We start from the raw sequence: 24130 nt of genomic DNA, 5'->3' as shown, positions 1-24130 counted from the left end.
AAATTAATTGTACATCATTACTTTGAAGAACACATCTTTAGTATATCGAATTTTTATAAGGGAAAACCAATAAGGAGGAACACCATTAGTACTACCCCTATAAGCCAATAAAAAACTAGTATCCTGAAAGTTGGGTACTGGTTTTTTTAAATCGTACCACCATTCGATGCTAAATTTAAGCTTACAAACCAATAATTAGGCAACTGCATAGGATGAAAAGGGAAAATAAAACCATAAGAGGAGAATGAGTATGCACCGTAAATCATCCTATCACCATCAATGGCATAATCCAATGTATTACAACTGGTATCCACATTATTATAATTGGAATAATAATTATTCGAATAATAGCGGAAATTCTTATTATAGAAACAGCGAATTGAAGGATTACGGGCCTAAACCATTTGTCATTAATATCAATGAAGCAACGAAGCAAAACAATACGTATCGTACTGCTTTATGGACAGGAACACATTTACAAGTTACTTTAATGAGTCTCAATGTTGGCGAAGATATCGGTGTGGAAATGCATCCTGACGTTGATCAATTCCTACGTATTGAACAAGGCCATGGAATTGTTCAAATGGGCAAGAGTAAAAATAATTTAAACTTTAAAAGAAATGTCTATGATGATTCTGCTATATTGATACCTGCTGGAACATGGCATAATCTAACCAATACAGGTAATATTCCTCTAAAACTTTACTCGATATATGCTCCTCCTAACCATCCATTTGGTACTGTACATGTAACAAAAGCCGATGCCATGGCAGCTGAATAAAACTTTTAGAAGTAGTAAAAAGGATCTTGGAATGGGGCTGTTGCCGATTGAAGATCCTTTTTGCTGCTTACTAAACAATCGCACCCGTTCGCTCAACCTTTAGTTGCTACTTTGGAACGCCTCAATTATGGATTTTTAAAATATTGCACGTGTTCAGAGACCCACTGAGTGAAGGGTTGTGCAGGCTGACCAGTAATCTCTTTAACAGTTGGAGTCACCGTATAAGCCGATTTAGGCGGATTCAGGTGCCAACGAATTACGTAATCAATAGCGTCCTCCTGAACCCTCATCCTCCTCATCTGCTCACGTTCTTCTTCTTCAGAGCTCTCAACAAATCGGATTTCCTGTCCGATAACCTCGCTAATAATCCGAACTTTATCTTGAACGGACAAACTCTCAGGCCCTGTTAAAGTATATACTTTACCTGCATGACCATCCTCAGTCAGTGCGACAGCTGCGACCCTTCCAATATCCGCTTCATGAACAGGAGCAATTCGTGATTCCCCAAACAGATCTCGAACTAGCCCCTCGGAGCGTATGGAGTTTGCCCATTTTCGTGCATTTGCCATAAATTCAAAGGCTTGAAGTTGAGTCCACTCCAGGGCACTTGCCTCAACTGCTCTTTCAAAAGGGCCCTTCTTGCCGTTCCATAAAACAGTAACTCTGCGTACTCCAGCCTTCTCAGCAAGTTCTACAATTTCCGGTCCCGTTTCCAACGGGGTATATTCTGCGCCTGTTGTAATCAAATGCACACCGCTTACGCCAACCAACGCAGAAACTAGCGTACTCGGATCACTTAAATCTCCCGCGACAACCTCCACATCAGCAGGAAGATTGGCTTGCAGTGGATTACGTGTCAATGCTCGTACCTTTTGCCCCCTTTGAATCAGTTGGTCCACGACGTGCCGGCCTACTGTCCCCGTTGCTCCCGTTACTAAAATTGTCATTGTTTATCCTCCTCTACGGGTACCCACTTATCCCGGTTTTCCTTCATTAGGTTGATTTGCTTTTCCAAACGGACTTGCGCCTCATCCAATGCTTTTTTTTGCTGTATCACTTCATTCAGCTTGGTTTCATATATTTGCAGCAATTCTTCACAATACTCGTCTTTTTTGTCGTACTCTTGATCTTCAGGGCAATGCAGAATATCTTTAATCTGGTCGGTTGTTAGACCTAAATTAAGATATAGTTTGATCGTATTAATAGCTTCGATTATCGAATCATCGAATTCGCGATAATTATTGTCAAGACGAGAAACAGTTATCAACCCTTTTTTCTCATAATGCCGTAAGGATCGAGAACTGATCCCGGTCATTTTAGCTATTTGACTTATTTTCAAAGCTCCACCTCACTTCTTTTAAAGTTACTAATTTCATCATGAAGTATGACACTAGTGTTAAAGTCAAGTTTTTTTAGATATTAAATTAGAGATAAATGGATGATTATGTTAAATAATGTAGGATGATTTAGGTAAATAGTTATCTTTAGACTCAAATTATATTAGCAACTTATATAAATTTTTTATATAATTTTGACATGAAACCTAAAACTGATACTCCTGATTTTAATGTCGCCGATTTCACCATGGTGATCGAAAACCTGACGAGGATACTTATTCGGTTGCCATCGATTGAAAAACTCAGCTTTACTACACTTTCCGTCTTGCACACATTGTCACGCAAAAGCCCCATGCGGCTTACTGAGTTGACAGCTACTGAGCAAGTTACGCAGTCAGCAATCACACAGTTGGTGACACGACTTGAACAAGACGGACTCGTTGAGCGTCGATCAGATCCGAATGATGGCCGAGTGGTTCAAGTACATATTACCGCACGGGGCACAAATGTTATTGATTCGCGTCGCTTGGATCGCATAACCCAGCTCTCGAAATTCATGGAAGGGCTCACTTCAGAGGAAAATCGGGCAATTGCATCTGCATTACCCGCATTGAGGCGTCTGGTCGAACTGGGAAACGGTTCGTAGTTACACTGTATTCCGTCGTTTATATGACGTACGTAACAGACTGATAGAAGGAAGTGAACAAAGAAATTATATCGTCAGGACAGGCATTCTATTTAGAAATCAAAATGACTGGATAGGTTGCTATTTTGGCATTGGCGTATACACCCAGTATCAAAGTTGCAGTTACCAAATTTTAATTGTTCAAGGAGGAACACTTATGACAACAGCTCCTTTCGTACTAGAACCCAGTCCAATCTATGTATCCGATGAAATACTTGCTGATCTTCAAAATCGTCTAAAGTCCACTAGATGGCCTCTCGATGCTGGTAATGATGACTGGTTTTATGGTGTTAATCGGAACTATCTGGAGGGACTGGTAGACTACTGGATTAATAAGTTTGATTGGCGAAAATCCGAGAATGCGATTAACTCTTATGAACACTATAAAGTAAATGTGGACGGAGTTCCTGTACACTTTATGCGTAAAGCAGGCATGGGACCGAACCCTATACCATTGATTCTGTCCCATGGTTGGCCTTGGACATTCTGGCATTGGTCCAAAGTCATTGATCCACTAGCGGACCCTAGCGCATACGGGGGAGATCCAGCTGAAGCATTCGACGTAATCGTGCCCTCACTTCCTGGTTTCGGATTTTCGACGCCACTGCCAAACAACCCAGACATGAATTTTTGAAAAATCGCAGATCTCTGGCATACACTTATGACTGATATTCTCGGTTATGATAAATACGTAGCAGGAGGCTGCGATGTAGGTGCTCTCGTGACTGGTCAACTGGGACACAAATATAGTGACGAGCTCTACGCAATTCACATCGGGTCTGCTCTAAAACTAAGCTTTTTTACCGGGGATCGCGCTTGGGATTTCGCTGGAGGTCGTCCCCTTCCCGACAACATTCCCGAAAGAATCCGAACTCGAATTTTGGAGTTTGATCGTCGTTTCGCGTCGCATCTCGCAGTACATGTTCTTGATCCCAGCACACTTGCCTATGGACTGAGCGATTCGCCAGTAGGAATGCTCGCATGGATCTTGGAACGATTGGCCAAATGGAGTGACAATAACGGTAATGTTGAGAATGTCTTTTCGAAGGACGATATTCTTACTCACGCAACAATCTTCTGGGTAAACAACGCCATCGAAACCTCCATTCGCATCTATGCCAACGCTAACCGTTATCCATGGGCACCTGCTCATGATCGCTGGCCTGTCATTGAGGCACCAACTGGTATAACCTTCGTGGGCTACGAAAATCCGCCGGGTATTACGACCGAAAACCGAGTACAGAACTTTCTTGACAGTGATCGCGCTCCTTGGTATAACCATGTCAACATTACAGCTCACGAACATGGTGGACACTTCATCCCTTGGGAAATTCCGGACAAGTGGGTTGAGGACTTGCGCAGAACTTTCAGTGGACGCCGATGAGTCCTAGTATCAGTTTTTACCCTGATCAACAGACAACTTTAGTGGGAAAGAAAATCGTATAAATGTAGGAATAAAGGATTTGGAAAAGAGATTTTCAATGGAACAATGTCGAAGCAGATACCATAGTTGATGATTGCAGCGCCCACCACGCAATTCCCAACACAATGACAAGACTTACGATAAGCCCATACCACGAACCAAGCAAAGGACATGTACCTATTAAAAATACAGCCTCAGAATCGAATATCTTACTATTTGGTAAGGACCATTGGATATCACTCTATGCCCTCTCTCACCGAGCTCTTGCAAAATAAATAAAAGATTTGAACAGCACTACAGTTTTCGCATTTTAGCGGTTTTATATGGTAAAATTTTTAATAAAAAGGCAGTGATTCCTTTGTACAAAAAAGAAGTATATGTTTTTGATCAACGGTTTCCAAAGAAGCTGACAATCCGTTCTTATAATGAAAAGGATTTCGATCAGCTTATTGATGTACAAAAGCAATGCTTCCCTCCTCCTTTTCCTTCTGAGCTGTGGTGGAATAAAGATCAGCTTAAAAATCATATCACATTGTTTCCTATGGGTGCTTTGTGTGCCGTAGTAGACAGCCGAATTGTCGGTTCCATGACTACTTTAATTGTTCCGTTCTCACCACATGAACCGAAGCATACCTGGGAGGAAATAACAGATAATGGATATATTACAACTCATACATCTGATGGAAACACCCTTTATGTGGTAGATATTTGTGTATCGCCTGATTATCGCAAGCTCAAAATCGGAAAGTGGTTAATGCAATCCATGTATGAGGTAGTTACACATTTAAATCTGGATCGTCTCATTGGGGGAGGAAGAATTCCAAATTATTATCGTTTTCAGAAGGAATTAACGCCTGAAAATTATGTAAACGAGGTATTGAAAGGCAATCTTAAAGATCCTGTAATGTCTTTTTTATTATCATGCGGCAGAACTCCCTTATGTCTAGTTGAAAATTATTTAGAAGATAAGGAATCCTGTAATTATGGGGTTTTAATGGAGTGGAAAAATCCATTTAAAAATTTCAATCATGAGGCTGACTATTAGAATTCTGAGTCAGCCTGCTGACTCTATTACGTAAAATATTCGATTTTCGCTTGCGGAAAATAATAATCAATATAGTCTTCAAGGGTATCCCGAAGGTCTTGTTCTTCATCTATTTGGTAAATATATTTTCCAATCCCATACCTTCCCCACTTATATCGCCTTTCCTCTTCATTCATTTCCAGCTTTGTTTTTGGATAGTTTTTTTCAATGACCCTTTTTGCAGGCTTTGTAAACCGATGTTGAATCATCTCAAAGGTAATATCCTCTCTAGCTTCCTCAGGCAGTGAGGCATCAAGCTTTTCAAATAATTCTTTATAGCCGTTTTCCCACCCCTCATGAATATAAATCGGAGCGACAATAAAGCCTAACGGATAACCAGCCCTTGCAACTTTCGCGGCTGCTTCAATTCGTTTTTCAAGGGGGGAGGTTCCTGGTTCAAAATTCCTTATTACGTAATCAGCATTAATGCTGAATCGGAAACGAGTTCGTCCATTATGCTTTGCATCTAACAAATGATCAACATGATGAAATTTTGTAACAAAACGAAGCTGAGCTTCTTCCTTTTCTCCAAAAAACTCAATGGCTTTTTTTAATGAATGGGTTAGGTGGTCAATTCCGACAATATCAGAAGTACAAGAAGCTTCAAACCTTGTGGTCTGAGGCAGCCTTTCTTCTATATATTCTTCTGCTTTTTCAAATATTTCATCTATATTTACGTATGTGCGGATATATGGTTTACTTCCCATTGTGGTTTGCAGGTAACAATAATGGCAATGACCCATACACCCTGTAGCGATGGGAATCGCATATTCTGCAGAGGGCTTTGAGCTATCAAATTTTAATGTTTTGCGAATCCCAATCACTAGTGTAGATTTCGCATTTCGATATTTCTGCAAATGATTTTTCCCAGGCAGGTTCCGAATTTGATTATGGGAGGTTGTTTCTCTAATTTCAATCCCCATTTGTTCAAATTTGTCTCTAAGCTCAACGCCTAAAGGATAATCTAATGCTTTCGGCTCGATATAAACTAGCTGTGGAATAAACGGTTTAACCATATCTTCACTTCCCTTCATTTTAACCTTTGCAAAAATGAAGGCCACTATCACTTTAAAATTTTCCAATCTATATAGGTTTAAAAGTGAACGATCTAGAATGAAAAGTGGAAGCGTCCGTTTTTGACGTATAGACTGGACAGGACAATAAAGGAAAACCCTTGGGTTCCCTTAAACTTGGTTAGCCCGAAGCCAATGAATGTGCCAGTCTCAGGGAAAGTTTCATTTTATGGATATTTTTATTGAGGATGGATGAAGGATATACTAAGAGTGACACCGATTCGATGAGGAGATGACGAAAAACCACCGGTTAACCATAAACAGATCACTTTACATTTTAATAATTGTTTTAATTTAAGACTTGCTGAAGCTATAAAAAGAAGCCCTATTTAGCGTCTTAATCATATTGTTCATAATCAAACAATTGATTATATACTAGTTCTGCTTCTTCATAAGAGGAAAAAACAGCGTCATCATCTGACAGCCTGTGATAAGCATCGTAAAGAAAAAGTGCCACATCCTGTTCATCATTTGGATGCTGAACAACCTCAGCTTCTTTAATATTTGCTACATTAGCTGTATGGGGATTACGATAGATCACATAAACTTTGTCACCGGCTGTATACTTACTGTTCATTTTCATATCATGGCCCCCTTCATTCGTAATTGATATCTTTATTTTGGTCAAATTCTGTGACTTTATCCTTTTATAATAAAGGTCATATGTGTTTTGCTGGTATTGACCAATTTTTCCTATCAAGAAAACATTGAGATTGGAAATTGTTTTCCAGATCAAGGTCGATGAATGAGTTGTAAAATAGGGAGCCTGTGGGAATGGATCATTCTTTATTATCCCGCTGAAAAAGGTACTCATACCTTTAATAGGGCAGGTGATGTTATATAAGGCAGATAGATCGTGACAGTTGTTCCTTCTCCCTCTTCACTCTGAATACACAGCTCACCATTATGCTGATTAATAATTTTTTCAGTTATGACAAGCCCAAGCCCTGTCCCTTTTTCCTTTGTTGTAAAAAAAGGAGTTTGAATTTTTCCTAATAAATCACTCGGTATGCCCATCCCATTGTCAACAACTTTTATACTTATGTACTTTTGATCCTCAGCTGCAACCTCAACATGCACCATTCCTCCGTTTGGCATGGCGTCACAGGCATTTTTAAGTAAATTTATGATAACTTGCTTGATTTGATTACGATCCCCATATAATTCCAAATCGCCTGAATTGTCCTGAAATTCGAGTTGGACTCCTTTAAGCAACGCTTCTGTTTCGAATAATTGAAGGGTTTCATCGATTATTTCCTTAATTGAAAATTGAGATTGCTGCACTGCTTGCGGCTTTGATAAAACTAAAAACTCACTGACGATCTCATTCATTCTTTTTAGCTCGGAAAGCATAATTTTGGTATGCTTTTGGTCCCCGTGATTTTTCTCATGAAATAATTGCAAAAATCCTTGTAAGACCGTGATTGGATTGCGAATTTCATGAGCAACACCTGCAGCCATCTCTCCTGCCAGCTTTAGCTTTTCTGTTTGAAACATGTATTGATCTTGCTTCCGTTTTTCAGTCACATCACGGATAATTTCTGAAAACGCTATTAGCTCATTATCCTCATCATAAATAGGCGATACGGTTACCTCTACTTCTACAACTGACCCATCACTTTTAAAATCATGCCGCTCATATACACTTACTTCTGAAACAGATAAATATAACCTTTCACGTGTGGCAAAAGTATACTTCTTTTTAACAATATCGCTTTTGGACATTTGATATAATTTTTCAAAGGCTGGATTCACTGTAATAACATGTCCACTCTTATCAAGCAAAGCAATTGCATCATGAGTTTGAGAAAAAATTAAATCAAATTGAGCCTGAGTGGTTTTTAAAGCCAGAGAATAATGTTCATTCTGCCTGTTTACTTTTACCCATAGAGTATTCGTAAAACTTAAATAATAGCTCAATAATAAAACCGTAAGCAGCGTAAAAAGCAAAAAATAAAGGATATCGATTTTTTCAAAAGAAACTGAAATGATTTCGTAATCTTTTAGGAAAAAGTACAGCTGGAGAATGACAGAAATGATGGCAGAAAAATAGACAAGTTTAAGCTGTTGGAAAATTGCGCTAAACACGACTGGAAATAAAAGAAATAGGAGATTGACTATATAGGGTTCAATGATATTTATAGTTGCTAAAAATAGATAAATAAATGTAATTGAACCATACATATTCCAGCTATGACTTTTTATTAAATATGAAATCCATGTAAAAATAAGTAATGCAATAAAAAAGATGACCATTACAGTGACAAATTTGGAAATGTCATCAAATAAAGAAACAATTACTATATCTAATAAAAAGAAAAGCCACATTAATTTTAGAAACAATTTAAAACGTTCATCAATGAGTTCATACCTGCTCACATTCAACAACTCCAGAAAACATAATCGACCCTCATATTATCATACAAACTCCCATTTTTGTGTAGTTTTTTGTCGTTTAATGTAAAAAATTCAATAAATGCTTGATGGCTATCTTATATACGTATTTTTTATAAAATACAAAAGACTGAGCAACAATCCCTTTTGACCACAAAAACATAATTTCTTTTTATCTGAATCGTTTTTTGGGATGTTCCACTAAATTTGGATTGGATTTCAACCGATTTCCTTAAATTCATACATTTACAAACGTTATTTTTTCCCTGAGCACCACCGATTGTGCAAACTTATCTTCGATTTTTAGCATTTTATCTTCGAAATATGAAAAATATCTTCGAAATCGAGGGAGTTATCTTCGAAAATTTCAATTTATCGATTATTCTACAAAAACCGACAATTTTTATGAGGGGTACAAACTTTTCACAAAAGAGATAACATATTAAACAACAATAAAATTTGCAATCGATATTGTCGATTACTATAGGTCTTACCTCTAATTAAAAAGACAGGAGCATCTCCTGTCTTTTTAATTTATTTACATATTAAATTTTTCTTTTACAAATGCTACAACTTCTTCTGTTGTACTAAAAGAAAGAATTTCTTCTTTGAAGCTGGCTGCTTCTTCTTTAGACAGCCCTTTAATTTGAGTACGGGCAGGTAAAATGGATGTAGCGCTCATTGAGAATTCATCTAAACCTAATCCTAAAAGAATCGGAATGGCAATTTCATCTCCTGCCATTTCGCCACACATACCAGCCCATTTCCCTTCTTTATGAGCAGCTTCAATCACTAATGTGATTAAACGCAGGATAGCTGGGTTGTATGGTTGGTATAAGTATGATACGCGCTCATTCATTCTATCTGCGGCCATCGTATATTGAATTAAGTCATTGGTTCCGATACTGAAAAAGTCAACCTCTTTGGCGAATTGATCAGCCAAAACTGCTGTTGATGGAATCTCAACCATCATACCGATTTCAATTGTGTCTGAAACGTTAGTACCTTCTTCAATAAGCTTGTCTTTTTCTTCATTTAAGATTGCCTTGGCTTGCTTGAATTCATCCACAGTAGCAATCATTGGGAACATAATTTTTAAATTTCCATATGTGCTGGCACGAAGTAAAGCACGCAACTGAGTGCGGAATATGTCTTGTTCTTCCAAGCATAAACGGATCGCTCTGAAGCCAAGGAAAGGGTTCATTTCCTTTGGTAAATTCAAGTAAGGAAGCTCTTTATCTCCACCAATATCAAGTGTACGAACGACAACTGGCTTTCCTTCCATTCTTTCAAGAACCGTTTTATAAGCATCAAATTGCTCATCTTCAGTCGGCAGCTGGTCACGTCCCATGTAAAGGAACTCAGTACGATATAGACCTACAGCCTCTCCGCCATTTTCCAGCACTCCTTTTACATCGTCAGGAGTCCCGATGTTAGCAGCTAACTCTACGTGTTGGTTGTCTTTAGTCACAGTAGGCTCGTCCACTAATTTAGCCCATTCAGCTTTTTGTGCCTTAAATTTTTCAAGTTTCGCTTGGTACTGTGCGATTGTTTCATCAGACGGATTGATGATAACATCTCCATCTAAGCCATCAACAATAACCATGACGCCATTTTCGATTTGCCCAGTTGCTGTTTTAGTACCTACAACAGCGGGGATTTCCATTGAACGGGCCATGATCGCTGAATGTGAAGTCCGCCCTCCGATATCAGTTGTAAACCCTTTAACAAAATCACGGTTTAACTGTGCTGTATCTGATGGGGTTAAATCTTCTGCTACGATGATGACTTCTTCAGAAATCAGGCTTGGATTTGGGATTTCAACCCCTAAAAGATGTGCAATTACTCGCTTCGTTACATCACGAATATCTGCAGCACGCTCTTTCATATATTCGTTGTCCATCGCTTCAAACATAGACACAAACATATCAGCCGTTTCTTTCATTGCAAATTCAGCATTTACTGCTTCATTTTGGACTTTGTCTTTTACAGGGTTTAATAGCTCTGGATCACTAAGGACTAAAAGGTGAGCCGCGAAGATTTCTGCTTTGTCTTCGCCAAGCTCTTTTAGTGCATGCTCTTTTATTTTTTCTAATTCGGCTTTTGATTGATTAATCGCATCATTAAAGCGGTTTACTTCAGCTTCTTTATCAGCAACTTCTTTTTTTTGAATATCTAAGTTCGGCTCTTCAAGACGATAGGCTTTTGCAATTGCAATTCCCGCTGAAGCTCCAATCCCTTTAAGCTCAAGCATTATTCGCCTAATCCTTCATTTTTGAATGTATCATTAATTGCTGAAATTGCTTCATTTTCATCAGAACCTGCAGCTGTTACTTTAATTTCTGACCCTTTTGCGATTCCGAGTGACATAACACCCATAATGGATTTCAAGTTGACTGTTTTACCGTTGTATTCTAAATTTACATCCGCATCAAATTTGCTTGCGGTTTGAACAAGCACAGTTGCTGGACGTGCATGAATTCCTGAATCTGCTGTTACTTTAAATGTTTTTTCTGCCATAATAAATCATTCTCCTTTGACTATTAGGTTTTTTAATACATATAACAGTATATTATAATATCAGTTGCACCGGTATAATGACAAGTGCTGATTATGACTTAACACTATTTCTCAAAGTCAATAATATCTTCTTGTTCTTTTTTCACATTTCCTTCGGCCTTAACTTTCACAAGTTCTCCTTCAGCCAAGTTTGTAAATACGATTGGAGTCATAACAGAAGGGGCCTTATCTTTTACAAAATCTAAGTCGACCTCAAGCAGCTTTTGCCCCTGTTTCACTTCGTCGCCTTCCTTTACAAAAGCTTTAAAACCTTCTCCTTTAAGATTGACTGTGTCAATACCAAAGTGGATTAGAATTTCCCTGCCATTATTGGATTGCATGCCAATCGCGTGTTTTGTAGGGAACACATTAAGGATTTTTCCATTGACAGGTGATACAACGGTGCCTTCTGTTGGTGTAATAGCAAAACCGTCGCCCATCATTTTTCCTGAGAAAACTTGATCAGGGACCTCTGTTATCGAGTGAATTTCTCCTGTAAGAGGTGCTGTAAAGCTTTCTTCAGATACATCATTTTGCAGACCTTCAGGAACTACTTCTTCAACTTGCTCTTTTATTTCTTGATCTGTTGAATGAGCTTTTACTGCTCTTGGCCTTTTACCAGCAATTACATCCTGTATCTGAGTTTTTAAGTTATCAGATTTTGGGCCGAAAATTGCCTGAATGTTGTTTCCAACTTCTAATACCCCTGAAGCGCCCAGCTTTTTAAGACGATCCTTATTTACATTTGCACGGTCATTCACTGATACTCGCAGACGTGTAATACATGCATCTAAATGCTTAATATTCTCTTGACCGCCAAGTGCTTGTAATACTTCATATGGAAGGTCGCCTGCAGAGTTATGTTTACTGCCTTCCTCTTCGTCTGTTTCAACACTTGCGTCCTCTCGACCAGGTGTGTTTAGGTTAAATTTACGGATCGCAAATCGGAATCCGAAGTAATAGATAACGGCAAATACTAATCCTACAGGAATTGCGAGCCACCAGTTTGTTTGCGGATTCAGCATTCCGAAAAGAACATAGTCGATTAAACCGCCAGAGAAAGTCATTCCAATTTTTACATCAAGCAAATGCATTGTCATAAAAGAAAGACCTGCAAAAAGGGCGTGAATTCCAAATAACACGGGCGCTACAAATAAGAATGAAAATTCTAATGGCTCTGTAATACCTGTTAAAAAGGATGTTAAGGCTGCTGATCCCATTAATCCAGCTACTATTTTTTTGCTTTCAGGTCTTGCTTCGTGATAAATTGCCAGAGCTGCCGCAGGAAGTCCAAACATCATAAATGGATATTTACCTGCCATAAATGTCCCTGCCGTTAGTTCTTGAACACCATCTTTAATTTGTGCCATAAAGATTGCCTGATCACCGCGAACCGTTTGACCTGCTTCGTTTACATAAGTACCAAATTCAAACCAGAACGGCGAGTAAAAAATATGATGCAGTCCAAATGGAATAAGAGAGCGTTCGATAATTCCAAAAATCAATGCCGCAAGCGTTCTATTCGCATCTAATAAGTTGGTTGAAAATGCATTCAAGCCTGTTTGGATAGGAGGCCAAATAAAATACATCGCGACCCCTAATAGTAATGCTGAACCTGCGGTAGCAATTGGTACAAATCGCTTTCCTGCGAAGAAGCCTAAGTATTGAGGCAGTTCAATTGTATAAAATTTATTGTACATGCCTGCAGCCAATATGCCGACAATGATCCCGCCAAAAACCCCTGTGACCAGGGTTGGAATCCCGAGGACATTTGCGTACGCGGCACTGTTAGCAGAAAGGAATTCTGCCAGCTTTGCGGGATCTGCCGGGAGGGTACCTGTCCCTTTTAAAATCCCGCTCATTGTGACATTCATTATTAAATACCCGATAAGTGCTGCGATTCCTGCAACACCATCTCCATTTGCCAATCCGATCGCAACACCCACTGCAAAAAGAATTGGTAAATTACTAAAAACAATATTCCCTGCATCCTCCATGACACTTGCAATTAGGACAACCCAATCAGATGTAAGAAAGGGCGCTATGTTTGTAAGTGTTTCATTTTGCATAGCGTTTCCAAGTGCAAGTAAAAGTCCTGCAGCCGGCAAAAGCGCAACCGGTAGCATTAGTGCGCGTCCAACTTTTTGAAGAACGCCAAATAGGCTTTTAAACATCCTTTTTTTCCTCCTCCATCCTTTTTTTGTGTATGCAACAAACAAAAAAACAAGTGTGCGGTTGATTCTTTCACTTTTTAAACGTTTACATATTGTGGATTTTTTGCTATACAAATCTCTTTACCCACATCATTTGTAATACAAAAAAGGCATGGTGAGACAGGGTTAATAAAGCTTTATAGGTATACTTCCCCAAATAAAGCCATTAAACACCTTGTTCACTCATGCCTGATCGAATCAGTAACACGTTTACACGTTGTAATGTATGAACTTAAAAATTGCTAAATTTTGTTTGTAAGCCTGTACAAATGCATTGTTAAGTAAACCACTTCTGCATCATAGACAGACTTTCTTAAAGTTTGTTGCATCACTTTTATCATTTTCCAAGCAGTATTGTAGCATAAAGGATATTCATTTTTCAACAGTAAAGTTAACTTTTCTGGTTCTTCCATTTCTTCGCCAGATTTCACCCGTTCAATCGTATACCTCAAGTGCCTGATAAGTCTTAAATAATTTACGCTGTCACGGTCAACTTTCATTTGAAACGAGTCTTCGATTAACCTTATTAAGTTTGAAATTAATTGGGAATGCCGATTAACTTCTGATAAAGGTTTATCCGTATGCGCACTGTGAATATGAAGAGCAATAAACCCCACTTCCCCTTCAGGAAGAGTGACATCAAGTCTATTGTTAATTAATTCAATTACATCTTGAGCAATGCCATATTCTAAAGGATAAAGAGATTTTGTTTCCAGGAGGAAGGGATTCTTCAGGTCAAGCCCCTGCTGCAGTCGTTTTATGGCAAATGATATATGATCTGTTAAAGCAATGTGAATATGCTCATTTAAAGGTGATCCTATTTTTTCATGGATTAAAAAAACCACATCATTCATAACCTCAATGATTTCTTCATCAATGTATGGGAGAAGTTTTTTATATTGCTCTTGCTCTTTCTCATTTCTTAAAACAAACATTTTTTCATAGGCGTTTTCGGTTACTGAATCACCGGCTTTTTTCCCAAATCCAATTCCTTTACCAATAAGGACAACTTCCCCCAGCCCGTCATGATCTCCAATAATAACATTGTTATTTAGTGCTTTTTTAATGATAAGGGATCCTTCCACGAATCCACAGCTCCTTTATTCCACTTCTAAAGTACTACCCATTTCAAAAATGATCTTTATCTTTAATATCGTATATAACAATGAATGCTGAGTCAATAAAAAGAGTGGAAATCAGTTAGATAGTTTCTTCCTACACTTTCTGGTTTTCTGAATTAGATCCTTTTCATTATTCTAATATTTTGTTAATTGGCAAATTCGTAATTATTTCTTATTAGTCTACTATGATTTCTTAGGAAAAGATAACGTCATTATTGTCAGCAATTTGATTTATGAACAAAAAGAAGTTACTTCAGAAGAAATAGAAGATTTAAAGTGAAAGTATACAGGGGCATAAGGAGGAAAGGCATAAAAGAATAACCTTTTGTTATAAGAACAGTTAAAAAGCGGGATAAAACCAAGTTACAACTTAAAAATCGACAAGTTCCCACTTTTTTTTTACAAAAAGATGTTTAGAAAAAAAGGTTTTTAATCAGAATAGATATCGTACCAAAATCTGAAAAAAGGCGGGATCGAATCGTGAAGGAGAAAAATCAAAGCAAGGAACAGCAAATGCAAAATCAACAAAATCAAAATGCTGAATTTGCTAAGGAAATGAATGCTCAAAAACCAGAAAAAAAGAAGCGTAATCAGTAAAAGGGAGCTATATAACTAAGACGGCCAGATAAAGGTCGTCTTTTTTTGTCAAAAAACTATTTTAGCATATTAAAATTAGATATCATTGACTAACTCCAGCACTCAGATCCGCTTGAGGTTCACAAGAGCAGCCGTTTCAAGACGCTCTGCTTGTGCTTTCCATTGGCTCGTCAAGGTATTTGCTACTTTTCTAATATCTGTGATGCTTCCCTGCCTCTGCACGTTATTCGAATAGTATGCGAGTGTATCAAAAGAAGAAGATTTACCTAAGGAATACTATAATATCGAATAGATGTCCTAAAACTTGAAAATAATTATTTGATACACTACAATGTGTAGTGGGAAGGTGAAGGAAATGGATATCAAGAATTTTAAATACGATGAGGTCGGGTTGCACCGTTTTTTTGGCCCTTTGGAAGCTAAAATTATGGACATACTTTGGGATGCTGATGAACTTAGCATAAAGGGGGTCCAACAAAAAATAGAAGTAGAAAAGCCTATCAATTTCAACACTGTCATGACTGTAATGAATCGATTAGTTCAAAAAGGAGTACTACATAAGAGAACTAAAGGAAGACTTTCTATATTTTCTCCAGTCCAATCCAAGAAAGATTTTATTGAAGATCAATCCAAAAAACTTACCGAGAACCTAATGGATGAGTTCGGAGGTGTGGTTATTAACCATATGATTGATGGACTAAAAGATGTAGATCGATCCTTATTGGAAAAGCTTGAACTTAAAATCAGGCAGCTAAAAAGGGATCAATCATGATGGGGTGGAAGAAAAAATCATTAATGATCCTGGGAGTAAGTCTCCTTATTTCGGCGATTATTTGGTGCCAAATGGGGATGTATATTACGCATCTCCTATTCGGAGTAGATATTCCTACTAATTTCTTTAAGTTTTGCATCAGTCTGTTCAGGGAAAACTCATTTTATTATTTCTTGATTACAATCCTGTTAAACGTATTAATTGCCTACTCCATTCTCATTACATTGTATAAAATAATCGAACAATATGTACTTTCTAAGAAGTTTCAGAAAAAAATGCTTAAATTGAAGAATAAAGAATGGACAGAGTCTGTAATGACAAAAGCAGAAGGACAAAACAAGGATATCCTGGTAATCAATCATGATCAGTTATTGGCATTTTCAATGGGTTTTAGAAGGCCAATGATCGTTCTTTCGAGCGGATTGATTAGACTGCTTGATGACCAAGAACTAGAAGCGGTCATTGAACATGAAGCCAGCCACCAACAGAATTATGATTCCCTTTGGGTTTTTATACTAAAATTGATTTCAGAGTCCCTCTGGTTTATCCCGATGACGAAATGGTCCTACCACAATTATAAAATTATAAGTGAACTTTTGGCAGACGAATATGCGATCCGGCAAACAGGTTCAGAAATTGGTTTGGGAAGCGCCTTATTAAAGTTAATCAAAAATTGCTGTCGAGACGATTCAACACCTGTTTTGGTTCATTTCTCTGAGGAAGCAGTCAACTATAGGCTTAAGCAATTGATTGAGCCGCAAAAGAAAATACCGGTGAAGCCTGCTTTTACATCTATGGTGGTCTCCGTTTATGGATTGATTTTATTCATGGGCATGATTTTTCTTGCGATCACCTAATTTTTTTTATATATCAACACTACAATTTGTAGTGCTCATAAATGAAAGGAGAATGTAAAAATGAAAGACAAATTAGAAATTGGTTCACTTATTTTGAGAGTCGTATTGGGAATCACCTTTGCAATGCATGGGTTAGCAAAGTTCCAAGGCGGGATCGGCAATACTGCCGCTTCGTTTGAAAGCATGGGAATACCCGGATTCATGGGTTATGTTGTAGGCGTGATTGAACTTGCCGGGGGAATTGCGGTCATTTTAGGATTAGGGACAAAACTTGTATCTTCCCTGTTCGCAATCATCCTCGTGGTAGCAACGATAAAGGTTAAATGGTCTTCCGGTTTTTTAGGCGGCTTTGAACTGGATCTTGTTCTATTGGCAATTTCCCTCCACCTTGCTTTGAACGGCAGTTTTCTATTGAGCTTAGATTCATTATGGAAGAACTCATTCAAAGGGACCAATCGCCAAATTGAAAGTTAAGAGTCCATTCCGAAAACTCCCCCTTTACAAAACTTGCGAACTGAAAAATATTAAAAATGCCAAACGTTCCGAACAAAACCTAGTTCCTATTTCTCTTAACAAACAGTCCGTCAAAGTGATTATAAAAGACCTCCATTTTTGGAGGTCTTAAATTCATTGTTAATTAAAAAGCTCATTCTACTTTTGCCTCTAACTCAGCTCCGAGCGCCACTAATGATTGGTTAATTCGCCATACATAATAAAGATGATGAATCAGGTCGAGGTGAGATTGATTCCGACTTGGGGCAAGCCGTTCTATTTGCTCCCGTTCCTTATCTAAATTGTAAATAACCCGATTTTGTTCTTTTCCTTTAATTAACCCTTGAAGTGTATCGATATTTTTGCCGAGCTTTTCCTCCATTGATTTGAAGGTTTGGACCAGCTCTTTGGGATAATCAAAATTCTTTTGATAAGATGAAGCAACTAAATGCTTTGCATAATAATTGATGGCGGTAAAGATGGTTATCCATCTAGCAATCCCAGAGTTGTTTAAGAAACCCGGCCTCTTCAAAAGTGTTTGCGCCTCATCTTTAATTGCTTGCATTTTCTGATCAATTTCAAAGGCTTGGTCTACAAGACCTTTTACATTCACGTCTTCTCGAAAACTTCTTACATAATCTGTGACATATGGATGAAGCTCAATTAAAAACTCCTCCAATGAATCAGCAACTTTATCCTTTGTTCTCTTTGGAAAAATAAAGAATGAAACGCCGAAAGCAATGGCTGCACCTGCAATGGTGTCAATCACTCGTGCTCCCATTAATTGAAGTGAAATTCCCCCAAGCAATATACCATACATAATAGCGATCAGCATCGTAATGAAAATGCTCATCATCGTATACGAAACCGTTAAAACATAAAAAGCTAAAAAAATGATCACAAACAATAAAATAACTTCTAATACAGTTTGATTTGAGATTGTCTTTGCTAAAGCAAATCCGATAATAGCTCCGATAATCGTGCCGAATGAACGCTTAAATCCTTTTATGTATGTTCTTCCGACCGATTCCGTTCCTAATAAAACGATAAACGTTGTAAGCAGCACCCAGTAAGGCTGGGCAGGAGAGATCATTTGTCCAACAATTATAGCCGCAGTTCCTCCTACTAACGCCTGATAAGCTTTTTTAGTTGTTTGTTTTAAGCCTTTTTCTGTTAAAGTACCTGTTTCGTCTTTATCATTCATTTTGGTTTTTATTAGCAGATCTTCTTCCTTTTTTCCCGGATATTGAAGAGACTGCTGAATCGTTGCAGCACCTTCAATCACGTGGTTGGTGATTGATTCAATCCGGCGAATGAGGTAGAGCCATCCTTGCGGCTTGTCTTCACGATTGAGTAAGTCTCCCAAGAGGAACCTTAACGCTTGGACGGCTTTTTCTGCCTCCACTAAATGCTCAGATTCATAGTTTTGGGCCAAAACTTCTGTATCCCGAAGTGATTTCACAACCCAAACAAGCAGCCTTCTTAATTCTTCAAATTCAAGGGCATCAGCCTTCTTCAACTTCCTAATAGAATCAGCTAACGTCTCTATAAGCATTTCTGCATCAAACACATAGAGTCTAAGCATAGAGGTTTGGAGTCCCGGCCATATTTTTTCTACATCGTGAGCATTCAAATCAGCTGCAACAGACCGTGCATATTCATTGAGTTTTCGGACATTCTTTTCGAGACTTTTTTGTCTTTTTATCTTGGTTTCTGGGTCTTCAATTATTTTTATTAATATCGAAAACGTCAAATTCGATTGAATATGAAAGGAACGTATACCTCTTTTTAATACTTGTGCAGAATCTTTAAAAACATGAAAGTTAACTAAATAAGCATTGATTATGCCGATCATTGCTCCAAGATAAAACAATGGGAGCTGATTCGGCGTTACTTTGATAACGAAAGATATGTTGATAATCATAAAAAAAATCATGCATAATGAAAAATAGCGGACTGAGAACCTTGTTAGATAAAAAGCATTGAAAATGGCAAGAAGCATGAATACATCGATGGTATAAGCATGGTTTATGAAAACCGCTGCCAACGTGACGCCTATTATCGCTGAGACACCAAGAAGCAAAGTCGTGCCTTTCTTCTCCTTTTCTGTTTCATCCATTACTGTTATGATGCCCATCAAGCCTGCCATTCCTGATACAATGACTGGAGTAAGGAGATTATCCCCTATCAATCTCATAAGAAAAATCATTGCAGCGACAGAGGATATTAAACTTAATGTAGCTTTCCCTGCTTGCTGTAATCTTTTACTGCCTGGATCTGAAGCAATCAGCCTCCCAAGCCAGTGGTGCCGAATATGAATCCTACTCATCATTATCAAACCTTCAATTTTCTATTAGAATAACAGTGGTCCTCTAAATATAGTACCCTTCCCGCTTTCATTTAAATCCACTTGTTCAAGGCTACTAAGCTGATGTTATTTGTGCAAGTTTCCTGCTTATGAGCTTGTTTCCAAATCATCAAGATTTTATGTCTGCCAACTCACAGAAATTCATTGAAAACTTGAAATCAAATACCGTGAACTCTCACTTAACCGGTTAATCTCGACCACTACTCTTCTCAATTAGGAGAATTTTGAATCAAGTACCTTTCATACTAGCCGGTAAATATAAGAGTAAGTTATTTAAACTCTCCCATTTAGAATCTTCAATCTTTTCGTCAAACTCTTCTATAAAAACGAAAAACATCCGCCTTAAGGCCTATCAATAACAATCACGCTCTATAACACGTTCATACTTTCCTTAAAATATCTTTTCTATACTAAAAAAGCCCTGTCAATCAGGGCTTTTTGTTTAACCAGCATCCTCTATTTTTTTATCATTCAATTCGATCGAATTGTAGGCAATTTGCATTTTTGCAATTGTTCCTTTTAAAGATTCTTCGAGATTTTCATCTTTTTTCTGATAAACTACACTCATGTCATAAACACATCTTGCCAAAAGCTCGACAGCAGATGCTAAGCCAGCCTGGTTTTTTTGATACCCGTCTTTTAACATGAGTCGTATGATGCTTTCAGAAAGTTCTTTTATCATTTGAACCTTTTCTTTTTCGCCCATCCTTCTCCCACCCCATTTCGAAACTTCATTTCGCATACCTATTTAATTCGTTTCTTTACCCTGTCATTCCTTTGACGAAAATCATCGAAGTTTATCAAGATTTCTCTATAAAGAAATAAACCCCCCTACGAAAATCCAGGTTAATAGCAAATTGGGATAACCAAAAGGGAAATAATATCTCTTCATCTATATATAACTTTTTTCAGACTTATTTCCTCTTGAACTTTTCTGATTTTCTCCATAATATAAATAGTAGAAATTATTTCGTCTTACTAAATAAACTTTATTGAAATGGAAGGATCGAAGACTAATGGCTTTAGCAGCAGTTAAGAAAAAACCATATCAAGCGGAACAAAGCACGGTTTATAACATTTTATTTATTATTGGACTTTGTCATTTATTAAATGATTCTCTTCAAGCGGTCATTCCAGCGATGTTTCCAATTTTAGAAAAGTCAATGGGATTAACGTTTACACAGCTTGGGATTATTGCATTTACGCTCAACATCGTCTCTTCTGTGATGCAGCCGCTTGTTGGTTTATACTCAGATAAGCGCCCGCTTCCCTATGCTCTGCCCATAGGATTAACTAGCAGTATGATCGGCATGCTTGGTCTTGCGTTTGCTCCATCCTTTATCACGATCTTAGTGTGTGTCTTTTTTATCGGACTTGGATCTGCTGTGTTTCATCCTGAAGGCTCACGGGTTGCTTATATGGCGGCTGGGGAAAAAAGGGGGCTTGCTCAATCGATCTATCAAGTCGGCGGCAACTCTGGTCAAGCATTAGCTCCGCTTATCACAGCTATTATTCTCGTGCCGCTCGGTCAATTTGGGGCGATTTGGTTTACTCTTGTCGCCGCATGTGCAGTTGCTTTCCTGTTTTACATCGCACGTTGGTACAGCATGAAACTAAACGTCCAAACAATCCAAAAAGCAAAAAAAGCTGCGTCAAATACGAGTAACGTCCATAAAAATGCGATCACAATGGCATTGATTGTCATCGTATTCCTTATTTTTGCCCGCTCCTGGTATGTGAGTGCCATCTCAAATTTTTATGCCTTTTATGTAATTGAAAACTATAATTCGACCATTGCTGAGTCACAAAGCTATATTTTTCTCTTTCTCTTAATGGGAGCTGTCGGTACATTTTTTGGCGGCCCTCTGGCGGATCGATTTGGAAAACGGACTGTCATACTATTTTCCTTATTAGCAACTGTCCCGCTTTCATTATTACTTCCATTTGTTGGATCCATGGTTGCCTATATTCTTCTCTCGCTCATCGGCTTAATTTTAATGTCCAGCTTTTCCGTTACCGTCGTCTATGCACAAGAGCTTATTCCCGGAAAAATTGGCACAATGTCAGGACTTACGGTTGGTCTTGCTTTCGGAATGGGAGCAATAGGTTCTGTTGCCCTCGGATCACTCATCGACCTATTCGGTTTGACTCCAACTATGATAACAATTGCTTTCTTGCCAGTTTTAGGAGCACTCGCTTTCTTACTGCCAAGTGATGAACGGTTGAAAGAGTGGTATGAATGATTGAAAAATCAAGGTGCCCAATTAGCGGGGAATGATCTCAGATCAATTTTGCGCTGGAGCTTGAAAAAAATTTTTTAATGCTTTAGCAAATTTAATAATTTAGAACCTGTGAGTAAAACGCTTGGATTCTTAGGATATCCAAGCGTTTTTTATCCTCTCTTTGTCTAAAGATTCTGCTCGGTAACTAGTATAACGAATATATGTTCGCATATACTAATAGCTAAAGCGACCTAGTTCAGCAGGATCTTAGGAAATTTAAGTCTAAAAGGGCGTGAAAAGGATGGATCTACTCACAAAAGCGTTTGCCGAGCAAAAACCTTTAGAAATCGTTTATTTAGCAAAAGACAGCCAGCTTTCGCAAAGAGTAATTTTCATTAAACAGATGAACAATCACTCTATATTAGCTTATTGCTGTTTGAAAAAAGAATATAGAAGATTTATGATTAATCAAATATTAGCGATAAAAATAAAGAACTTCTCCAATTAAATCGCCAAATAAAAAAGAGGCTCCCAGAACTCAGTTCCTTTACCTCCTCAAAAAAATTATCACTAGTTCCCTCTTATCTTAGCCGGCAGCATTTGAATGGACGAATTAAGTTTATCAAGCTTTGCTTCAATCCTGTGCAGTAAATATAAGGTGACAACGATTGGAAAGCCTACTTCACTAACCCATTGCATCCACTGTTCCATGTGATCTCCCTCCTCTTAAAATAAGAAAGAGACTGGAGCTTAGCTTTTTTATCAAGCCTCACATGGAAAAATCCATATTGATGCTCCCTGCGTACGCTAAGTCCAGCCCTTTTCAATTTTTATTATTCTTGTTCAAATACTTCTTCTACATTTCGCTCAATAACTCGGGCACCTTTTTTTGCTGCAAAGGCTCCTCCAGTTGAAGTGAAAGCATTTTCTGCAATAATGCTGTCCATAACAGCCATAATATCAGCTTCCACAACAGGCTCTTTTGGGGAATCAATGCTTAAGCTTACTGTTTTTCCAGCAGTATTTAAAAACTGAAGCTCTAATGTTTTTGCCATGTTACATCCCTCCTTTCTTATGATTGCTTTTCATTACTCTCCAATGAGGTGTGAATCATTACGTTCGATTTCATAAATTGGGTACGTTTGCAGGCTTGCGATTGCTTGTGCAACTGTATGAAGCTGATCAGGTGTGGCAGCTGTATCTACATTGTTGTAGTTTTTTGTTTTTACAAGCTGCTTGCCTTCGCCATCAACACCTAAGTCATAAGCCAAACGTAACTGGGAGCTTTTGATAACTGCTTGGGCCATGTCCATCACCTCCTTTCACTCTCCATATAGAGGAAAAGACAGAAAGAGTAGCGTCTTATTTTTTTGGAAATTATTTTCCTTTTTTTGTATGTCTTCTTTATTTTTGTAGAATATTAATTATAGGAGAGAGAAAGATAGATAACTTAGTTAGGAATGGATGCATTTGAAAACGACGAAACTTGAAGCTTTATTTTGGAGTATCGCGTTGCCGGGATTCGGTCAGTATTTAAATGGACACCTGTTTAAAGGGACCGTTTTTATTTTTTTGGAAATTCTTATTAATTGCTTTAGTCATTTTAACCAAGTAATCATGTACAGTTTTTTAGGTGAGATTGAAAAAGCTACAGTTGTAGCAGAATATCAATGGCTTATGTTTTATCCATGTGTTTATATGTTTGCGATGTATGATGCATACAAGCATGCGAGTGGAGATACTCCAGCTTTATCCTTTCTCCCTTTTGCTTTTGGCGCGTATTTTGTAACGGTTGGTTTAATGTACTCGCCTGTATTTAATCTAAACGGTCATTACTTAGGTCCTGTCTGGCTTCCTATGATCTCGCTGGTTCCAGGGCTTATCGCAGGTTTCTTAATTAGAGCATTTCTAATAAAAAGAACAAAATGACCTACTTACATAAGTTCTTGGAACCCACACTTAAATTAATCCTGATGCATAATGAAACGGTTCATACTAAAAAAGGAAAATGCATGTCAAATCAAAAGCCAGGTCAAAAAACATAACCACCGGTTAGTAGACTGCACCCCTTAAAGTAGATGTTGAAAAACCCACAGTTTGGCAATATTGAATTAAGGGGTGATTTTTTATGGCGAAAAAAGGACAGAAGTTA

25 protein-coding genes are annotated in these 24130 nt (G+C 38.0%); 11 read left to right on the top strand and 14 right to left on the bottom strand.

The annotated features are described in order from the left end of the window. Nucleotides 1–244 precede the first annotated feature (244 nt). Nucleotides 245–781, top strand: a complete 537-nt coding sequence (locus tag IC621_RS24280; RefSeq protein WP_396653120.1) for a cupin domain-containing protein — start codon at nt 245–247, stop codon at nt 779–781. 125 nt (nt 782–906) lie between these two features. Here the strand turns inward: IC621_RS24280 and IC621_RS24275 are convergent, their stop codons facing one another. Together IC621_RS24275 and IC621_RS24270 are read right to left on the bottom strand one after the other, a co-directional pair. Continuing rightward, nucleotides 907–1728 carry an NmrA family NAD(P)-binding protein gene (locus tag IC621_RS24275; RefSeq protein WP_191162341.1) on the bottom strand — a complete coding sequence of 274 codons (822 nt, stop codon included), beginning with the start codon at nt 1726–1728 and terminating at the stop codon, nt 907–909. Beyond that, a complete protein-coding gene (locus IC621_RS24270; protein ID WP_191162339.1) occupies nt 1725–2120 on the bottom strand; it encodes a MerR family transcriptional regulator in 396 nt (131 codons plus the stop codon). Before IC621_RS24270 ends, IC621_RS24275 begins: the two co-directional genes overlap by 4 nt. A 197-nt stretch (nt 2121–2317) precedes the next feature. Between IC621_RS24270 and IC621_RS24265 the strand changes: the two genes are divergently transcribed. The 4 genes from IC621_RS24265 (at nt 2318) to IC621_RS24255 (ending at nt 5271) form a co-directional block, all read left to right on the top strand. Beyond that, nucleotides 2318–2764, top strand: a complete 447-nt coding sequence (locus IC621_RS24265) for a MarR family winged helix-turn-helix transcriptional regulator (RefSeq protein WP_224752787.1) — start codon at nt 2318–2320, stop codon at nt 2762–2764. A 196-nt stretch (nt 2765–2960) separates the two neighbouring features. Beyond that, the gene (locus IC621_RS26730) at nt 2961–3437 is read left to right on the top strand and encodes an epoxide hydrolase family protein (RefSeq protein ID WP_224752786.1); all 477 of its coding nucleotides are present in this window, start codon (nt 2961–2963) and stop codon (nt 3435–3437) included. A gap of 87 nt (nt 3438–3524) precedes the next feature. Beyond that, a complete protein-coding gene (locus tag IC621_RS26725; RefSeq protein ID WP_224752785.1) occupies nt 3525–4187 on the top strand; it encodes a hypothetical protein in 663 nt (220 codons plus the stop codon). Between the two features lie 397 nt (nt 4188–4584). Beyond that, nucleotides 4585–5271 carry a GNAT family N-acetyltransferase gene (locus IC621_RS24255; RefSeq protein WP_191162337.1) on the top strand — a complete coding sequence of 229 codons (687 nt, stop codon included), beginning with the start codon at nt 4585–4587 and terminating at the stop codon, nt 5269–5271. A 26-nt stretch (nt 5272–5297) separates the two neighbouring features. On the opposite strand, the gene splB is transcribed toward IC621_RS24255, so the two are convergent. The 7 genes from splB to glcT all read right to left on the bottom strand — a co-directional run bounded on the left by splB (nt 5298) and on the right by glcT (nt 14634). Continuing rightward, complete coding sequence (gene splB / locus IC621_RS24250) at nt 5298–6326, bottom strand: spore photoproduct lyase (RefSeq protein WP_191162335.1); 1029 nt, start codon at nt 6324–6326, stop codon at nt 5298–5300. Nucleotides 6327–6720: 394 nt separating this feature from the next. Continuing rightward, on the bottom strand, nt 6721–6960 hold the full coding sequence (locus tag IC621_RS24245) for a transcriptional regulator SplA domain-containing protein (RefSeq protein ID WP_191162374.1): 240 nt from the start codon (nt 6958–6960) through the stop codon (nt 6721–6723). A gap of 233 nt (nt 6961–7193) precedes the next feature. Continuing rightward, a complete protein-coding gene (locus IC621_RS24240; RefSeq protein WP_191162333.1) occupies nt 7194–8762 on the bottom strand; it encodes an ATP-binding protein in 1569 nt (522 codons plus the stop codon). Between the two features lie 553 nt (nt 8763–9315). Then, nucleotides 9316–11031, bottom strand: a complete 1716-nt coding sequence (gene ptsP, locus IC621_RS24235; RefSeq protein ID WP_191162331.1) for a phosphoenolpyruvate--protein phosphotransferase — start codon at nt 11029–11031, stop codon at nt 9316–9318. Further along, a complete protein-coding gene (locus IC621_RS24230; RefSeq protein WP_191162329.1) occupies nt 11031–11297 on the bottom strand; it encodes a phosphocarrier protein HPr in 267 nt (88 codons plus the stop codon). Before IC621_RS24230 ends, ptsP begins: the two co-directional genes overlap by 1 nt. Nucleotides 11298–11401: 104 nt before the next feature. Beyond that, complete coding sequence (ptsG, locus tag IC621_RS24225; RefSeq protein ID WP_191162327.1) at nt 11402–13510, bottom strand: glucose-specific PTS transporter subunit IIBC; 2109 nt, start codon at nt 13508–13510, stop codon at nt 11402–11404. 281 nt (nt 13511–13791) lie between these two features. Then, nucleotides 13792–14634, bottom strand: coding sequence for a glucose PTS transporter transcription antiterminator GlcT (gene glcT, locus IC621_RS24220; RefSeq protein ID WP_191162325.1), 843 nt, complete (start codon nt 14632–14634; stop codon nt 13792–13794). A 988-nt stretch (nt 14635–15622) separates the two neighbouring features. Here glcT and IC621_RS24215 point away from each other — a divergent pair. Genes IC621_RS24215 through IC621_RS24205 form a run of 3 tightly spaced genes read left to right on the top strand, consistent with a single transcriptional unit; the run spans nt 15623 to nt 17370 of the window. Continuing rightward, nucleotides 15623–16039, top strand: a complete 417-nt coding sequence (locus IC621_RS24215; RefSeq protein WP_191162322.1) for a BlaI/MecI/CopY family transcriptional regulator — start codon at nt 15623–15625, stop codon at nt 16037–16039. Then, on the top strand, nt 16036–16896 hold the full coding sequence (locus IC621_RS24210; RefSeq protein ID WP_191162320.1) for a M56 family metallopeptidase: 861 nt from the start codon (nt 16036–16038) through the stop codon (nt 16894–16896). Before IC621_RS24215 ends, IC621_RS24210 begins: the two co-directional genes overlap by 4 nt. Before the next feature lie 60 nt (nt 16897–16956). Next, nucleotides 16957–17370, top strand: a complete 414-nt coding sequence (locus IC621_RS24205; protein WP_191162318.1) for a DoxX family protein — start codon at nt 16957–16959, stop codon at nt 17368–17370. A gap of 172 nt (nt 17371–17542) precedes the next feature. Here the strand turns inward: IC621_RS24205 and IC621_RS24200 are convergent, their stop codons facing one another. Both IC621_RS24200 and IC621_RS24195 read right to left on the bottom strand, forming a co-directional pair. Beyond that, nucleotides 17543–19720, bottom strand: a complete 2178-nt coding sequence (locus IC621_RS24200; protein ID WP_224752784.1) for an FUSC family protein — start codon at nt 19718–19720, stop codon at nt 17543–17545. Nucleotides 19721–20198: 478 nt separating this feature from the next. After that, complete coding sequence (locus IC621_RS24195; RefSeq protein ID WP_191162316.1) at nt 20199–20462, bottom strand: hypothetical protein; 264 nt, start codon at nt 20460–20462, stop codon at nt 20199–20201. A gap of 310 nt (nt 20463–20772) precedes the next feature. Here IC621_RS24195 and IC621_RS24190 point away from each other — a divergent pair, with 310 nt between their 5' ends. Further along, nucleotides 20773–21999, top strand: a complete 1227-nt coding sequence (locus tag IC621_RS24190) for an MFS transporter (RefSeq protein ID WP_191162314.1) — start codon at nt 20773–20775, stop codon at nt 21997–21999. A gap of 280 nt (nt 22000–22279) precedes the next feature. Next, complete coding sequence (locus IC621_RS24185) at nt 22280–22486, top strand: WYL domain-containing protein (RefSeq protein WP_191162312.1); 207 nt, start codon at nt 22280–22282, stop codon at nt 22484–22486. 62 nt (nt 22487–22548) lie between these two features. On the opposite strand, the gene IC621_RS24180 is transcribed toward IC621_RS24185, so the two are convergent. The 3 genes from IC621_RS24180 to IC621_RS24170 form a co-directional block, all read right to left on the bottom strand. Further along, entirely contained in the window at nt 22549–22689 is a 141-nt protein-coding gene (locus tag IC621_RS24180; protein WP_191162310.1) for a YvrJ family protein, read from the bottom strand. Between the two features lie 122 nt (nt 22690–22811). Next, entirely contained in the window at nt 22812–23033 is a 222-nt protein-coding gene (locus tag IC621_RS24175) for a DUF2922 domain-containing protein (RefSeq protein WP_191162308.1), read from the bottom strand. Between the two features lie 33 nt (nt 23034–23066). Beyond that, the gene (locus IC621_RS24170) at nt 23067–23285 is read right to left on the bottom strand and encodes a DUF1659 domain-containing protein (protein WP_191162306.1); all 219 of its coding nucleotides are present in this window, start codon (nt 23283–23285) and stop codon (nt 23067–23069) included. A 157-nt stretch (nt 23286–23442) separates the two neighbouring features. Between IC621_RS24170 and IC621_RS24165 the strand changes: the two genes are divergently transcribed. After that, on the top strand, nt 23443–23907 hold the full coding sequence (locus tag IC621_RS24165) for a hypothetical protein (protein WP_191162304.1): 465 nt from the start codon (nt 23443–23445) through the stop codon (nt 23905–23907). Nucleotides 23908–24130 lie beyond the last annotated feature (223 nt).

Origin of the sequence: Metabacillus arenae (assembly GCF_014773385.1) — a bacterium.
GTDB lineage: Bacteria > Bacillota > Bacilli > Bacillales > Bacillaceae > Metabacillus_D > Metabacillus_D arenae.
Note: the sequence above shows the minus strand (reverse complement) of the source record. Positions and strands in the feature narration are given on the sequence as shown.

What these genes read in the sequence shown, in the direction of transcription:
- IC621_RS24280 (WP_396653120.1), top strand. Translation starts at nt 245, where the DNA reads ATGAGTATGCACCGTAAATCATCCTATCACCATCAATGGCATAATCCA.
- IC621_RS24275 (WP_191162341.1), bottom strand. Translation starts at nt 1,728, where the DNA reads ATGACAATTTTAGTAACGGGAGCAACGGGGACAGTAGGCCGGCACGTC.
- IC621_RS24265 (WP_224752787.1), top strand. Translation starts at nt 2,318, where the DNA reads ATGAAACCTAAAACTGATACTCCTGATTTTAATGTCGCCGATTTCACC.
- IC621_RS26730 (WP_224752786.1), top strand. Translation starts at nt 2,961, where the DNA reads ATGACAACAGCTCCTTTCGTACTAGAACCCAGTCCAATCTATGTATCC.
- splB (WP_191162335.1), bottom strand. Translation starts at nt 6,326, where the DNA reads ATGGTTAAACCGTTTATTCCACAGCTAGTTTATATCGAGCCGAAAGCA.
- IC621_RS24245 (WP_191162374.1), bottom strand. Translation starts at nt 6,960, where the DNA reads ATGAACAGTAAGTATACAGCCGGTGACAAAGTTTATGTGATCTATCGT.
- ptsP (WP_191162331.1), bottom strand. Translation starts at nt 11,031, where the DNA reads ATGCTTGAGCTTAAAGGGATTGGAGCTTCAGCGGGAATTGCAATTGCA.
- IC621_RS24230 (WP_191162329.1), bottom strand. Translation starts at nt 11,297, where the DNA reads ATGGCAGAAAAAACATTTAAAGTAACAGCAGATTCAGGAATTCATGCA.
- ptsG (WP_191162327.1), bottom strand. Translation starts at nt 13,510, where the DNA reads ATGTTTAAAAGCCTATTTGGCGTTCTTCAAAAAGTTGGACGCGCACTA.
- IC621_RS24215 (WP_191162322.1), top strand. Translation starts at nt 15,623, where the DNA reads ATGGATATCAAGAATTTTAAATACGATGAGGTCGGGTTGCACCGTTTT.
- IC621_RS24210 (WP_191162320.1), top strand. Translation starts at nt 16,036, where the DNA reads ATGATGGGGTGGAAGAAAAAATCATTAATGATCCTGGGAGTAAGTCTC.
- IC621_RS24205 (WP_191162318.1), top strand. Translation starts at nt 16,957, where the DNA reads ATGAAAGACAAATTAGAAATTGGTTCACTTATTTTGAGAGTCGTATTG.
- IC621_RS24200 (WP_224752784.1), bottom strand. Translation starts at nt 19,720, where the DNA reads ATGATGAGTAGGATTCATATTCGGCACCACTGGCTTGGGAGGCTGATT.
- IC621_RS24195 (WP_191162316.1), bottom strand. Translation starts at nt 20,462, where the DNA reads ATGGGCGAAAAAGAAAAGGTTCAAATGATAAAAGAACTTTCTGAAAGC.
- IC621_RS24190 (WP_191162314.1), top strand. Translation starts at nt 20,773, where the DNA reads ATGGCTTTAGCAGCAGTTAAGAAAAAACCATATCAAGCGGAACAAAGC.
- IC621_RS24185 (WP_191162312.1), top strand. Translation starts at nt 22,280, where the DNA reads ATGGATCTACTCACAAAAGCGTTTGCCGAGCAAAAACCTTTAGAAATC.
- IC621_RS24180 (WP_191162310.1), bottom strand. Translation starts at nt 22,689, where the DNA reads ATGGAACAGTGGATGCAATGGGTTAGTGAAGTAGGCTTTCCAATCGTT.
- IC621_RS24175 (WP_191162308.1), bottom strand. Translation starts at nt 23,033, where the DNA reads ATGGCAAAAACATTAGAGCTTCAGTTTTTAAATACTGCTGGAAAAACA.
- IC621_RS24170 (WP_191162306.1), bottom strand. Translation starts at nt 23,285, where the DNA reads ATGGCCCAAGCAGTTATCAAAAGCTCCCAGTTACGTTTGGCTTATGAC.
- IC621_RS24165 (WP_191162304.1), top strand. Translation starts at nt 23,443, where the DNA reads ATGCATTTGAAAACGACGAAACTTGAAGCTTTATTTTGGAGTATCGCG.